Below are 14,243 nucleotides of genomic sequence, written 5' to 3'. Positions count from 1 at the left end.
TGCTGCCGCCTTATGCGCCGCCGATATTTACGCCCGTGAGCGAGTTTTTAAAAATGTGCTCAAATCCAAGAAATTTTAGCACGCCAAGATCCACGCTAGGGTGGAGCCTTAGACCGCCCTTGTATGGACCGACGGCTGAGTTAAACTGCACGCGGTAGCCGTTATTTACCTGCGGTCTACCGTCATCGCCCGTGTATGTCACGCGAAAGATCACCGTGCGCTCGGGGATAACTATACGCTCTAGGATCGCGTGTTTTTGGTACTTGCTCTCTCTTTTTATAAGCGGCTCGAGGCTGTTTAAAACCTCGGTCGCAGCCTGGACAAAGACGCCTTGACCCGGATTGGTCTTTTTTATCCACTCCATCGTTTTTTCGATGTACTCGCTCATTTTGGCTCCTATTCGTCAAATTTTCGTAGTTGAATATTAACTCTCATAGAAAAAATTTTTATTTAAATTTATTTTTATATTTTTATTTTAGGCGATAAGTGTTACGTATCGAAACTAAATTTATCAAACGTAACTTTTTGATAAATTTGTTATAGTTTTATTTGGGCTTTTGACCGAGATTTTGGTCGGCTCTGGCGGGCTATGTTAAATTTAGGAGATTTAAATTTACGGCGGCGCGATTTTGCCGTTTCGGCTTTTGCGCATTTTGGCGGGGCTTGGTTAAATTTGAAATTTGACGGGCAAATTTGCGACTGGTCTCATCAAATTTTACTCGCTTAAATTTAAATTTACGCCTGCGCGAGCTTAAATTTAAACTCGGATCGGACGCGCTTTTTATTGTTTATGACTAACTTTACGGGGTATATACAAAGCGGGCTAAAATCGGTTACATATCCTCTTTGATTTCGTCGTTGCTGCGAACGACTAGGCCCGAGCCGTGGATGACGCTAGGGATGCACGCCGTGCAGATATCGACCTCTTCGCCGTTTTTGTGGGCGCGGATAAATACGGCGTTTTCGTTTTCCGTGCTTTTTTGTCCGCAGACGTTGCAAACTACGATATTTTCAGTTCTCATTTGTTTTCCTTTTTTAAAAATTTGGGCTTATTTTATTTAGTTTTTCGATGATTTGAAATGATTTACGTCAAGCGCGAAGTCTCGCGTAAAAAGAAAAAATGCGAAAAATAAATAACGAAAAAAACCTGCAAGAAAAGCCCGAAAATAGGCACCAAGCAAAGCAGGTAAAAGCACAGTGCGGCGGCTTTAAATTTGTATCCGCCGTAATCAAGCAAATAAAGCTCAAATTTGTGCCGTGAGAGTGCGTTTGGCGCGACGTCGATGAAAAGTAGCGAATAATAAAGATAAAAAAACGCCGGGTGCAGGGCGAGGAAATTTAGCGCGGGGACGGCTAAAATCGGCACGCAAATAAGCGCGATCAGGATAAATTTGAGCAAGATTTTGCCCAAAAGAGCCGTTTGGCGCGCTAGGCTAACGTTTGCCAGCTGCGACTCCTCTACGCGGTAGTGCCTTCGGTTTATCTCGCGGGCAACCACTGGAGTTAGAAAACCGGCGACCGCTAGCGCGCAAAAAATTGAGAGCATGACGACTAGATATGCGCCGACGGCGTAAAATATCGCGCCGATGAGCCACTTTGCGATGCCAAGGCTAAGGATTTTAGCCGCTATCGGATACTCGGCCAGAGCGCCGGTCTCGCCAGATACGGCCGCGTTTAGCGCCTCGTATAGCTCGCGTCCGCCAAACATCGCGATCGCTGCGATGATGAGCGCGGAAAAAACGAGCGGCAAGATAGAGAGCGCGATAAATTTGGGCGTGAAAAGGTCCTTGATCGAAAGGCGTAAAATATCAGCGAACAACGAATCTCCATTTTATTTAAATTTATGCCGTTTTGCGGTAAAAGGGCGTTTGGGTGCGACGGCTTTTCTAAATTTGACGCGCATTTTTTGCTTTGCGCAAAGCGGCACGGCAAATGCTTTTAACAGCACATAAAATTTAATGCGAGCATAGACTTCGCGACTAAATTTGACCGACTTAAATTCAGTCATAAATTTAGCTAAATTTATCAAATTTGGCCCGCTTTTACTAGTTTGGGCTATCGGCGCGAGTTTGCTAGCGGTCTAAATTTTGCTGGCTAAACGGCGGCATTTTAGCTAGCACGGCTAAAGTGCTCTCAAATTTAATCGCCTGCGACTTAAGGTGCCAAAAAATAAACTAAATCGCAAAAATTTTGGCTAAATTTGCTAAATTTATCAGCCGAAGCGGCGCAAATTTGGCCGACAAATTTTATTTTACCGCCTTATACTCGGCCTCTAGCGCGGCGTAGATCTCGTCCACGCTTTTTAGTCCGCGGGCTAAAATCTCGTTCATCACGGCGTTATCTTCCTTGCCGTTCCAGACCTTTTTATACGCGCCCTCTTTGTAGCCGTGGTCTTGGCGGAAGCGATTCAGCACGTTTTTAGCGATATAACACTCGTAAAGCGAGCTTAAATTTACGCCGCATTTTAGGCTCATCGAGAAGTAAATTTTAAGCAAGTCAAAGAGCGAATACTCAAAGCCCGAGCACTTATTTATGAGCATTTCGACGTCGTTTATGATCTCGTAGATGTTTTCATCAGCGACGTTAAACGGCTCGCGGCAAAACGCCTCAAAGCCGCTGCTAGCGCAGATATCACTTGAGAGCTTTGCGATATCGCCGAGGTTATTTAGCTTGTACTGCTCGAGCATCAAACTCATCAAAAAGTGCCAGATATCCACGACCTCGACGCGCAGATTGTCTTCATTCGTCGGTGCGTTTATGCTTTTCCAGTGTTTCCAGGCAAAGCTATCTATGAGCTCGGCGCACTCCATATATATGCAGCGTTTCCAGCTGATGAGTTTGCCGTTTTTGTTTATACCGTTTTCCCAGCCGATGCCGTTAGTATCGTCGTTTAGACTCTGCTGGAGATTTAGCATTTGGGTGATTTTTTCATTCGCGTTCATAAATTTTCCTATTTTTAAAATTTATGAATTATAGCGAAATTTTTAAACCGCGAACTAAACGTAAAATTTAAAGCTATCCAGCTGAGAAATGAGCTCGTCAAAGAGCTTTTTGGAGTTTTGCAGTAGCCTATTATCGGCCTTGTTTTGCTCCATCAGCCTATCAAAAAGCTTTAGCGTGCCGTCCGCGATAAAATTTTTATGATTTGCGTCTTTTATCTCGGGAAGCTCTTTGCGAAGCGAGTTTGCGAGATTCGTCACGCGCGAAAATATAGGATCCTCGCCCTCTTTGACGTTTTTCATAAATTTATCTATGCTAGGCGCTATCTTTTCTAGAGCGGCTGCCAGCTCCTCTTTATCGCGAGCGTCTAGCCCGTCGCCTTTATACGAGAAACTATAGCCGTACTCGTGCGTGAGAGTGAGTGCGGATGCCGATGCGCCGGCTGTTTTGGCACTAGCGTAGTCTACTGTTTTGTTGTCGTACATTTTTAGATTTATCTCGTCGCCGCTGCTGGTTTTAAAACTAAAATCAAAGCTGTTTAGGCTCGCGCTTTGGTAGTTTTGTAGTTTCATGATTTTTGCCGTCCTTTTGGCTTTATATCGGCTAAATTTCTTTTTTCTTAATACCCCTTGCGCTAAAATCACTCAAAAAAAGGATGAAAATGTGCTGTTTTGCCGCGCGCGTATTTTTGCTCATTAGCGCGACCGTTTTGAGTTTCGTTTTGCACGGATTTTTCCCGCAAATTCCCGTCGTCGCGTTTTATTTTTTACTGGCAAATTTGATCTCGCTTACGATATTTTCGCTATTTTTCGCGGGCAAACTGCCAAGCTTCGTTAAGCCCGCGGCGGTGCACTATTTTAGCTTTATCGGCGGCTTTGCGGCGGGGCTTGTAGCGACTTTGCTTAGACGCGAAAAAGCGGGGGCTAAATTTATCAGAACCGAGCTTTTTATCTTTTCTTTTTGGCTGATTTTGGCTTGCTTTTTGGCGCTAAATTTTAGCCGGCTGTCGGCAAATTTGGCTCAAATTTTTAGCGCTTAAGGCGGACGAAATGGATGAGAAAATTTTAAAATTTATCCGCAAAATGCACCTGCTTAGCCTTGCGGTTTTATACGAAGGCAAGCCATACTGCGCGAGCTGTTTTTACGCCTTTGACGAGGGAAATTTGGCTCTTATCGTTGCAGGCGGCGAAGATAGCGCTCACGTGAAGGCGTTTTTGGCTGAACCTAACGTAGCCGGCACGGTAGCGCTTGATACCAAAATAGTCGGCAAGATAGAGGGCGTGCAGTTTCGCGCTCTAGCCGCCCCCGCAACCGCGCAGCAAAGCAAAATTTACTTCGCGCGCTTTCCTTACGCTTTGGCGATGAACCCGAGTCTTTATAGTTTGAGGCTAGATTGGGTTAAATTTACGCATAATGCGTTGGGGTTTGGAAAAAAAATAATCTGGCAAAGAGAACAAATTTAATAAAACGGCTCGTCTCGCGAGCGCTTTTAAATGATTTTTGCTTCGCTACGCTCACAACTGTAAGCAGAACGTAAATTTCGCCCTGCGACAGACTATATGTCTAGTCTTGGGACGAAATTTACTTCAAAACATTTAAAATCATCTCGCGATACTTTGCCTTTATTGCTTTACTTCCAAATTTACAGTCAAATTTGTAAATTTCAGCTTCAAATTTGAATATAAAAAGTCAAGGTGAAGTATTTTTGTCATAGACGAGGCGGATGAGCAAGGGCAAAGGAGCGTATATGTAATACGTGACTGCAGCCCGCAGCGAAATCCAACGAAGTATAGGGCAAAAAGACAAGCCGCTAAAATTGCTTAATTAAAGATGTCTAGTTTTTTATCATATTCTTTTGTCTCTACTCCAAAAAAGCCGAGCAGCGAACTAAAAACATTATCGTGCGAGACGGCTTCGTCTTTTTGAGCGCGCAGGCGAGCTAGCGTCGCTTCATCGTTCGTATACGCCATCATCGGGATGTGTTTTTGCGTCTCGGGCGCGATGGCGTAGGGCATGCCGTGCAGATAGATGCCGTTTTCGCCTAGGCTCTCGCCGTGATCGGAGAAGTACCAAACCGCGCTTTTATCGCCGCCCGCATCCTTGACCGCCTTTATCACCTCGTCAATAAAAAAATCCGTAAAAAGTAGCGTGTTGTCGTAGGTATTTACGATGCTATCGCTATCGCAGGAGCTAAGCTCGCTCGTGTCGCAAGTCGGGGTAAATTTGCGAAATTCGCTCGGATAGCGGGCGTGATATGCCGGGCCGTGCGAGCCTTGCAGGTGTAGGACGATGATCTCGTTTTGCGCGAGATTTTCGAGGCGTTTTTTGAAGGAGGGCAGCATATTCGTATCGTATCCCGCGTCAAAATACTCGACGTCGCCGGCATCCAAGCGGCCGCAAACGCCCTTGCACTTGCCCGAGTTATTGCCTAGCCACACGACCTTGACGCCGACGCGTTTTAATATATCAAGCGCGTTTTGGCTAAATTCTTTGCTGCTGTATTCGCTCCTTGTCGATTTTGAAAACAAGCAGGGCAGCGAAACCGCCGTAGCCGTCCCGCACGAGCGAGCGTCGCTAAAATAGACTAAATTTGGCTCGTTTTTTGTGTAAAAATTCGTATCGTTTTTGGCGTAGCCGCCTAGCGAATAGTTTTTCGCGCGAGCCGTTTCGCCGACGATTAGCACCATCAGTCGCCGCTCGTCGCTCGGCTTCATCGTAGCGTCTAGGCCGATTTGCTTAAATTCGGGCTTAAAAAACTCTAGTTTTATATACTTTTGCGTCGCGTAAATCGGATAAAATGGCAGGTTGTAGGCCCTGATGAAGCTATTTTCGCGAAAAAACGGAATGATGGACTTGGTCTGCGGTAAAAACAGAGCCGCTGCGAGAGCTAAAAATCCGAAAAATGCGGCAAATTTGACCTTTAGATGCCGCCTTGCGCCGCCGTACTCGATCCTCGCAAATGCGACCAAAAGGCAGGGCAAAACGCCCAAAAATAGCATGTAGCAAACGAGTTTTGGATTTAAAAAGCTTAATACCTCGCCCGCGTCCGTTTGCGCGACGTTTCTTATCATTTCGCTATCGATTATGATACCGTAGCTTTGCATGAAGTAGCTGCTACCGCACGTAATCGCAATAGCAGCAATACTAACGGGCTTAGCTAGATAGGGCAAAAAAACGAGTGAAAATAGCGCGCAAAGCAGCGAAAAATAGATGATCGGCAGACTCGCGGCCATAGGCGCGTCCGCGTCAAAACTAAGCTTTGAGTAGGTAAATTTAAATAATGCGAAATTTAGCGCGGCGATAAAAACGGCGTTTAAAAGCGTAAATTTAAACCAAGAAATACGTAGCTTCATAGCTTTCCTAATATTGATAATAAGAGTGAAACTTTATCCAAAAAAAGCTTAAAACTTTAGCCGCTCGGCGTAAAATTTGAGTTAAATTTTGACGCTAAATAAAATTCGAGCTTCTAGATTTGGATTTTGAGCGCAAATTTGATAGCCGCTCGGTTCTCAAATCTACTCGCCAAATACAAGCGTAAAAATCGTCCACGCCCAAGTTATAGCAGCCGTACCGATAGAGAGGCAAACGGCGGCTGAGGCGCAGTCTTTGGCGATTTTAGCTAGCGGATGAAAATCGGGCGAAACAAGATCGACTACCGCTTCGACCGCGGTATTTAGGCACTCGCAGACTAAAACGAGTCCGAAAACGGCGACCAGTAGGGCGTGCTGCGCGGCGGAAACGGGTAAAAATAGCGAAACTAGCGCGAGCGGAACGATTATGCAAAGCTCAAAGCGAAACGCCGCCTCGTTTTTTAGCATCGCGGCAAGCCCCTCGAATGCAAATTTGGAGTTTTTGAAAAAGTCGTATTTTGGTTTCATATCTTGCCTTTAAATTTGCGAAATAATAGCGCAAATTTGCTTTATAAGCCGCTTTTGCGGAAGGCAATATTATCTAAAATAAAGGCCGAATTTACTACTCAAATTTGATCAAATCCAGCCTGCGTAAATTTACTCTTCGGAAATCTTTGAAGTCCTATAAAGCAGTGCAAACGCCGCCGCTCCGATAACCGCAAAGCTCGCAACCATCGGCAGCAGCGTACCGTCAAACAGTTGCCCGGTCGCGATGCCGATAGGAAGCGAGATAAAGGTCGAAACCGATCCGATCAGCGCGGCCGCCATGCCAGCAATCTTGCCCATGGGCTCCATCGCCATCGCGTTTAGGTTACCAAAAAGTATGCTCACGCAAAAAAAGCTACTCATGCAAAACGCCATAAAAGCCCACAGCGGTGGCACTCCGTCATACGCGACGACGACGGGCAAAAACGCGACCGCGATAACGCAAAACGTCCCCATAGCGCGCATGCTGAGGTAGCGCATGCCGTAGATCATCACGAGCTTTGCGTTTACCATCGACGCGGCGCCTAGAGCTAGGGCATTTATCGCAAAGTAGATAGGAAACTCCTCACCCAGCTTGTAACTCACTTCAAAAATCTGCTGAGCGGTGCTGATATAGCTCAAAAACATACCGAAAATCAGCCCCAAAACGATGGTGTAGCCTGCGGTGCGCCTATTTTTCACGACCTGCGCGGCTTCGCGTTTTATCAAATTTAGGCTAAATTTATTGCGATTTTGCGCGGGTAGAGTCTCGCTCTGGCGCAGTCCAAACCACGCTAGGCACGCAAGCCCCATGAAAGTAAGCATCAAAAATATGCTGCGCCAATTATAAATTTTAAAGATAAAGCCGCCGATGATCGGGGCGAGTGCCGGTACAATGATAAAAACGGCTGCGATAAAGCTCATCACGCGAGCCATCGCGCGTCCTTCGTAAAGATCGCGTATGAGCGCCATCGCGATGATCCTAGGGCCCGCAGCGCCTAGTCCCTGGAAAAATCTGCTCGCTAAAAGCGCGGTAAAATCGCTCGTAACGACCGAAATAAAGGAGCTTGCCGTAAATATCGCAAGCGCTAGCAGCACGGCGTTTCGTCGCCCGATAAAGTCGCTAAGCAGCCCGTAAAATATCTGTCCTACGGCAAAGCCCGCAAACATCGAGGAGATGACGAGTTGGGTTTGATTTATCTGCGTCACGCCAAGATCTAGACCTATCTGCATGAGCGCAGGCAGCATCGCGTCGGTGCTCATAGCTCCAAGCGATGTTAGAAGCGCCATAAGCGCGATAAATTCTACGAAAGGTAATGTTTTGGGGATAAATTTCATATTATTTTCCGCGGTTTTAAATTTAAATGATTGTATAAAAAAACTGCTTAAATTTAAAAAACGGGGATTTTGTGATATTTACGTGATATTTTTTTTATTTGCTTAAATAAAAGCGCACAAAATACGAAAAACAAATTTGCCGAGTGCTTTAAATTTGACTTTCTGGTTGATTTATACCGCTAATAAGAGCAAATTTATCTGATTTAATATCGGCAAAATCGCATTTATATAAATTTACGAATTTTAGCCGAAAATATCAAACTCGAGGCATAATCCACGACTAGGCATTTGGTATGCGATTGAAATTTGATTTCAAAATTTATGACTAGATGATAAAATATTTCTAAAACTTTAGTTTACAAACGGTGTAATATTAATATTTTTTTAAAAAAAAGTATTATAATTCCGTCTCAGAAAGGCACAAGGTTAAGGCGTCTTTATCTGCATGATAAAGACTTGTAATAATAAACTCGAATTTCGGCGAAATTTTAGTTTAAACAAAGGATACCAAATGAACGAAAATTTATCCAGAAGAAGGTTTTTGCAAGGAGCCTGTATCGGCGTCGGAGCTTTGACGCTTAGCGGCTGCGACGACAAAAAGCCTGATAAAAAAGCTTCTAAAAAAGAGGCTTTTAGCGGCAAGGCTAACGGGCTTCCTTCTTGCGATATTCTCATCATCGGCTCGGGCGGCGCCGGACTGCGCGCAGCGGTTGCCGCTAGAAAAGCCGCCCCGGAGCTTAGCGTCATCGTAGCTACTAAAATGATGCCATCAAGAAACGCCACCTGTATGGCCGAGGGCGGCATAAACGGCGTGACGAATTTTTCTGACGGCGACTCGTATAAGCTGCACGCCTACGACACGGTTAAGGGCGGCGCATATCTAGTCGATCAGGACGCGGCGATCAAATTTTGCGAGCTAGCGGGCAAAGCGATAGCCGAGATGGACTATATAGGCACGCTATTTTCCAGAAATCCAAGCGGCGGCGTAGATGCTAAAAAAGGCGACATACCGGGCGGAGTAGCGCAAAGGATGATGGGCGGCGCTTCAAAACGCAGATGTAACTATTCGGCGGATAAAACCGGTCACATAGTTATGCATGCTTGCTTTGACGAAGCTGTCAGCAACGACGTTAAATTTCTAATGGACTACGAGCTGTTAAATATCGGCGTAGAGGACGGTAAATGCGAGGGCGTCGTGCTACGCAATCTCCAAACCGGAGATATCACTCCCGTACTTTGTAAGGCTCTCGTGGTGGCTACGGGCGGGTATACGAGGATATTTTACAACAGAACCTCGGTGCCATATATTGCCACGGGCGACGGCGTAGCGGCTGCGGTGCGAGCGGGGCTTGGGTTTGAAGACCCCGAGATGATACAGTTTCACCCGACCGGCGTGGCAAACGGCGGCACACTCATCACGGAGGCGGCTCGCGGCGAGGGCGGATATCTGCTAAACAACAAGGGCGAGAGATTTATGAAAAACTACCACGAGAAGATGGAGCTAGCTCCTCGCGACGTCGTGGCTCGCGCTATCGAGACCGAGATCCGCGAGGGGCGCGGCTACGGCGAGGGACTGGGCTCATACGTACTCATCGACGTTAGGCATCTGAGTAAAGAAACCATAATGAAAAAACTGCCTAAAATCAGACACACCGCGCTACTTTTTGAAAATTTAGACCTAGTAGAGCATCCCGTTCCGATCAGGCCTACCGCGCACTACTCGATGGGCGGTATAGAGGTGGATAAATTTGACGATATGAGCACGAAGATGCCCGGTCTTTACGTGGGCGGCGAGGCATCGTGCGTCTCTATCCACGGAGCTAATCGTCTCGGAGGAAATTCGCTCTCTGATGCGGTGGTAACGGGTCAGCTAGCCGGCAAGGGAGCTAGCGCGTATGCCAAAACGGCTAGTTTTGGTAGCGGCAAAAACACCGAAGAGCTAGCTAAAAAATGGCGAGAGAAATTTAAAAAGGTCGCAAACGGCAAAGGCGAAGCGAACGAAATGTATCTCCTGCGCGAGGAGCTAGGTAAACAAAACTGGGATAATATGGGTATCTTTAGAACCCAGGACAAGCTAGACGCCCTAGAAAAAGCGCTAGAGGATATACAGGCTCGCTACGATAAGCTAAGCGTACCAAACGCAAATCCGGTTATGAATACGGCCTTTACTGACTACGTGGAGCTGGGAAATTTGATCCTGCTATCTCGCTGCGCCTGTTTGGCCGCGCGCAAAAGGCTGGAGAGCAGAGGCGCTCACACCAGGGAGGACTACCCTAAACGAGACGACGTAAATTTCTTAAAACATAGCATCGTGACGCTAAACGACGGCAAGCTAGAGCTTGGTTATAAAAACGTCATAGTCACTGAATTCTCGCTTGACGGAAGGAAACCGCAATGAAAATAATCATAGACAGATACGACGGTACGCAACACTACAAACAAGCCTACGTCGTAGATAAAAAAGATATAGAGGGCAAGACTTTGCTATCGCTTTTGCTATTTATCAAGCAAAATTTGGACGCGACGCTAAATTTCACCGCATCTTGCCGATCGGCTATCTGCGGCGCTTGCGGCGTGAGGGTAAACGGACACTCGGTGCTGGCTTGCGACGAAAAGATGGAAGAGCTGCTAGCGACATACGACAATCCAGAGGTCATAACGATCTCCCCGCTAGCAAATTTTAGAGTGATCTCCGATCTAGTCGTAGACTGGGAGCCTTCTATCGAAAATTTAAGAAAGATCCGCCCGACCTTTATCCCTAAGGACGAGTTTTCTGCCGAAAAAGGCTGTAAGCAAACGCAGGCCGAGTACGACAAAATCCAAAAGCAGTGGGACTGCATCCTATGCGGATGCTGCGCGTCGGAGTGTAGCAAGCTAACGGCTGATAGCAGCGACTATATGGAGCCTTTTGTTTTCACTCACGCGCATAGAGCTACGTTTGACTCTAGGGGTAAAGACTCGATGCTGCACGCCAAGGCCGCGGTTTTAGGCGGTCTATGGAACTGCGTGCACTGCCAAGAGTGCGCCGACCGCTGTCCTAAAGGCATCAGCGTAGCCGATGATATAGCCGCGCTTAGAGTCTATACGCAAGCTAAAGGCATGACTACCGGCGAAGGTCCGGATCACGCTAATGCCTTCCTTACCGACCTGGTCGAGGGCTCGGGTAGGCTAAATGAAATTTTACTCGCCCTTAGAAGCGAAGGCGCCATGGCCGTAAGTAAAACGGATATCGCGCTAAAACTGATGGGTGCGGGCAAAATGAATCCTTTGCATATATTCGGCGAAGAGGACATCGAGGGTCATAAAGAGTTGGTAGAAATGATAAAAGCCGCGCGCGCCGCCGCGGATAAGGAGTAAAAGATGAGCGCACAAAACGAATTTGCTTTTTTCCCGGGATGCGTCCTAAGTCAAGCGGCAAAAGAGTCTAAAATCTCTCTGGAGGCCATCGCGCCGATACTGGGCATCAAACTACACGAGATCAAAGGCTGGAGCTGTTGTGGCGCCACGCAAGCTCAAGACGTCGATCCTATCGCTACGCTGGTAGCTAACGCTAGAAATTTGGCCCTAGCCGAAGGCATGAATATGCCCGTGCTAACTACGTGCAGCACTTGCTTCCTTACGCTAACGAGAGCCAAAACGGCGCTTGACCGCGGTCAAAAAGATAGGATAAATACCTTCCTAGCTAAGGGCAACATGCAGTATCAAGGCACTACGGACGTAACCAGCCTGCTTTGGGTGCTTTATCAAAACATAGAAACTCTAAGGGCCAAAGTCGTTAAGCCGCTTTCAAATTTAAAGGTCGCGCTATTTTACGGTTGTCATAGCCTGCGCCCCGAAAAAGCCATCGGAAACCGCGAAAGCTCGGTAAATCCAAAAAGCTTTGAAACTGTCGTAGAGGCTCTTGGCGCTAAAATAGTACCGTTTGAAAAAAGACTTGACTGCTGCGGTTTTCACGCGAGCTATCCTGCCGTAAAATCGGTGCAAAAAATGTCCAGCCAAATAGTAAATAATGCCGACGAAAACGGCGCGGACTGCATCGTTACGCCGTGCCCGCTCTGCCAGATGCAGCTTGATATCTATCAGGAGCGTTATCAAGACGTACAAAACTCCGATGCCAGAGTGCCTATCATCCACCTCTCGCAGCTAGTGGGTCTTGCGCTAGGACTTAGCAAAGAGCAGCTTGGCTTTGAGCACAATATCGTAAACACTAATAGCGTCAAAGTAGGCTAAATTTGATGATTTTGGCGAGTAAAGCGGCCTTTGGTCCGTATTTTGCTCGCCTTAAACTACTTAAATTTGACGAGACGATATCTTTCCTAACTTTTAATTCGTAAAATTTACTTCAATTTTGTTAGCTAAGGCGAAGTGCGTTTTTACGTTACTGGCTACTTAAATTTGCTTGCCTTGGAGTAGCAAAATTTGCACTTAACGAAGCATGGACCAAAATTTGAGATTAAATTTAGCTCTATATTTAAAATTAAATATATGTTGTGTATTTGATCAATGCATTTTTGTGATGTAAAAAGAAGATGGTGGTTAGAGGCAGAATCGAACTACTAAGTATTTCTTAAGATTTATTTTGATCTATAAAGCCGTAAAATACGCTACTCTAAGTTTTATATAAGTTTATTATAATTGCTAAAAATGTCTAAATAGATGGCACCCAATATGGCACCCATTTAAAAATTAAAGATCTGCGTGTTTTATTTCTACATGCAGATTTTAAATCTGTATGTTTATCTTTTTGGATTAATATATTTTAAGTTATATATTGTTTGTTTTTATAAATTTATGACAATTAAAATAAAGGTTGTATCTAGTAGCGTGGTAATAGTGTAAACTTTAAGGTGCCGACTTGTGTTCTGCAACAACTTGATATTAATCATAAAGCAAAACAAGATCGGCTGGATAGCAAATGTAGGAATTTGCGCAACGAATTTGATGCCGATATCTCAATGATCAAAAAGATAGTATAAGTCAAAAGGGTTTAGATTGCCATTGTGGATATAGTATTGGATGTAAATGTATATAGTCATTTACAATAATACACGCTTTTATTTAAAAAACAATCTTGCCTGTATCTTATTACATACATTTTTATGATATAATTGTATTGTATTACATAATAAAGGGATAAACTATGCTAGATCAACTTTTCTTAAATAGCAACGACCTTATAAGGTTAAACAATCATAAATTTAAAAGATATTTTATAGACTCCAAGGATTTATCTCATAGACTTATCGTTATCCTGGGACAAAGAGGAATAGGTAAAACAACTACATTGGCTCAGCTAGCTAGTAAGAATAAAGATAGTCTTTACCTAAGCCTAGATGACATAGAGATATCAAATGATATAACCTCGATCATAAGAGAGTTTGTGTTAAATGGCGGAAAACATCTATATCTAGATGAAATTCATAAGAGTAAAGATATATCTGCTGTATTAAAATTTGCCTATGATAACTTTAAAGAGTTAAATATAGTAGCTACTGGTTCATCTGCTCTTGAAGTGCTAAAAAGCTCTCATGATCTAAGCAGAAGAGCGATAGTATATAAGATGAGTGGAATGAGTTTTAGGGAGTATCTAGGGCTAAGTTATGGTATAAATTTAGAAGCAGTTGAGCTTACAAATTTACTTGCAAACCATCAGGAAATAGCTGTTAATATCAATAACGTCTTAAAGCAAAAAGATCTAGCAGTTATTAAACTTTTTAGAGAGTATCTAAAGGTGGGTTACTACCCATACTATAACGATATGCCAAATGATACTGTCTTTTATCAGACTCTAAGACAAAGTATAGAAGCCATGATAGATAGCGATCTTTTAAGTATATATCCAAATTTAAACGGCAACACAGCAAGAAAGCTAAAGATCTTAACTCATGCCATAAGCACAAACGTCCCATACCAGCCAAACTACTCAAACCTAAAATCGCTTGTTGATATAAGAGATGATAGGACGCTAAAAGAGTATCTTGCTATGCTTGATAGTGCTGGGCTTATAAGGCTTTTAATGAAAAACGAGCTAGCTATAAAAAATATGGATAAGGCAGATAAAATTTACCTTGAAAATACAAATTTAATGTA

General features: G+C 44.7%; 14 protein-coding genes and 2 pseudogenes. 7 read left to right on the top strand and 9 right to left on the bottom strand.

Annotated features, from left to right (window positions below; genetic code table 11):
* Positions 1-13: 13 nt before the first annotated feature.
* From RWM02_RS10340 to RWM02_RS10315, 6 genes and pseudogenes are all read right to left on the bottom strand, one after another.
* Positions 14-388: pseudogene (locus tag RWM02_RS10340) on the bottom strand (Glu/Leu/Phe/Val dehydrogenase dimerization domain-containing protein); the annotation flags it as partial.
* A 445-nt stretch (positions 389-833) separates the two neighbouring features.
* Positions 834-1,022 carry a hypothetical protein gene (locus RWM02_RS10335; RefSeq protein ID WP_002949209.1) on the bottom strand — a complete coding sequence of 63 codons (189 nt, stop codon included), beginning with the start codon at positions 1,020-1,022 and terminating at the stop codon, positions 834-836.
* 62 nt (positions 1,023-1,084) lie between these two features.
* Positions 1,085-1,819: an EI24 domain-containing protein gene (locus RWM02_RS10330; RefSeq protein WP_314071989.1), complete on the bottom strand. Its 735-nt coding sequence runs from the start codon at positions 1,817-1,819 to the stop codon at positions 1,085-1,087.
* Positions 1,820-1,831: 12 nt separating this feature from the next.
* Entirely contained in the window at positions 1,832-2,008 is a 177-nt protein-coding gene (locus tag RWM02_RS10325) for a hypothetical protein (RefSeq protein ID WP_314071986.1), read from the bottom strand.
* Between the two features lie 238 nt (positions 2,009-2,246).
* On the bottom strand, positions 2,247-2,942 hold the full coding sequence (dut, locus tag RWM02_RS10320) for a dUTPase (protein ID WP_314071983.1): 696 nt from the start codon (positions 2,940-2,942) through the stop codon (positions 2,247-2,249).
* Between the two features lie 54 nt (positions 2,943-2,996).
* The gene (locus tag RWM02_RS10315; protein WP_314071980.1) at positions 2,997-3,512 is read right to left on the bottom strand and encodes an ATP/GTP-binding protein; all 516 of its coding nucleotides are present in this window, start codon (positions 3,510-3,512) and stop codon (positions 2,997-2,999) included.
* Between the two features lie 89 nt (positions 3,513-3,601).
* Between RWM02_RS10315 and RWM02_RS10310 the strand changes: the two genes are divergently transcribed.
* Together RWM02_RS10310 and RWM02_RS10305 are read left to right on the top strand one after the other, a co-directional pair.
* Positions 3,602-3,979: a hypothetical protein gene (locus tag RWM02_RS10310; RefSeq protein WP_314071978.1), complete on the top strand. Its 378-nt coding sequence runs from the start codon at positions 3,602-3,604 to the stop codon at positions 3,977-3,979.
* A 10-nt stretch (positions 3,980-3,989) separates the two neighbouring features.
* Complete coding sequence (locus RWM02_RS10305) at positions 3,990-4,403, top strand: pyridoxamine 5'-phosphate oxidase family protein (RefSeq protein WP_314071976.1); 414 nt, start codon at positions 3,990-3,992, stop codon at positions 4,401-4,403.
* Between the two features lie 357 nt (positions 4,404-4,760).
* Here RWM02_RS10305 and RWM02_RS10300 read toward each other — a convergent pair whose 3' ends face one another.
* From RWM02_RS10300 to RWM02_RS10290, 3 genes are all read right to left on the bottom strand, one after another.
* Positions 4,761-6,293: a phosphoethanolamine transferase gene (locus RWM02_RS10300; RefSeq protein ID WP_314071973.1), complete on the bottom strand. Its 1,533-nt coding sequence runs from the start codon at positions 6,291-6,293 to the stop codon at positions 4,761-4,763.
* A 162-nt stretch (positions 6,294-6,455) separates the two neighbouring features.
* A complete protein-coding gene (locus RWM02_RS10295) occupies positions 6,456-6,818 on the bottom strand; it encodes a diacylglycerol kinase (RefSeq protein ID WP_314071971.1) in 363 nt (120 codons plus the stop codon).
* A gap of 129 nt (positions 6,819-6,947) precedes the next feature.
* Positions 6,948-8,153: a multidrug effflux MFS transporter gene (locus RWM02_RS10290; protein ID WP_314071970.1), complete on the bottom strand. Its 1,206-nt coding sequence runs from the start codon at positions 8,151-8,153 to the stop codon at positions 6,948-6,950.
* 511 nt (positions 8,154-8,664) lie between these two features.
* On the opposite strand from RWM02_RS10290, the gene sdhA reads away from it, so the two are divergent.
* The 5 genes and pseudogenes from sdhA to RWM02_RS10265 form a co-directional block, all read left to right on the top strand.
* Positions 8,665-10,551 carry an 8-methylmenaquinol:fumarate reductase flavoprotein subunit gene (sdhA, locus tag RWM02_RS10285; RefSeq protein ID WP_314071969.1) on the top strand — a complete coding sequence of 629 codons (1,887 nt, stop codon included), beginning with the start codon at positions 8,665-8,667 and terminating at the stop codon, positions 10,549-10,551.
* Complete coding sequence (locus RWM02_RS10280) at positions 10,548-11,510, top strand: succinate dehydrogenase/fumarate reductase iron-sulfur subunit (RefSeq protein WP_314071966.1); 963 nt, start codon at positions 10,548-10,550, stop codon at positions 11,508-11,510. Before sdhA ends, RWM02_RS10280 begins: the two co-directional genes overlap by 4 nt.
* A 3-nt stretch (positions 11,511-11,513) precedes the next feature.
* Positions 11,514-12,383: an 8-methylmenaquinol:fumarate reductase membrane anchor subunit gene (gene sdhE / locus RWM02_RS10275; protein WP_314071964.1), complete on the top strand. Its 870-nt coding sequence runs from the start codon at positions 11,514-11,516 to the stop codon at positions 12,381-12,383.
* A gap of 910 nt (positions 12,384-13,293) precedes the next feature.
* Positions 13,294-13,683 (top strand): annotated as a pseudogene (locus RWM02_RS10270) (ATP-binding protein); the annotation flags it as partial.
* Between the two features lie 30 nt (positions 13,684-13,713).
* On the top strand, positions 13,714-14,243 hold a 530-nt coding region (locus RWM02_RS10265; protein ID WP_462804026.1), incomplete at its 3' end, for an ATP-binding protein.

The organism is Campylobacter showae, from assembly GCF_963515975.1.
Classification (GTDB): domain Bacteria; phylum Campylobacterota; class Campylobacteria; order Campylobacterales; family Campylobacteraceae; genus Campylobacter_A; species Campylobacter_A showae_F.
The sequence above is the reverse complement of the archived record's forward strand: the minus strand, read 5'-3'. Positions and strand labels throughout refer to the sequence as shown.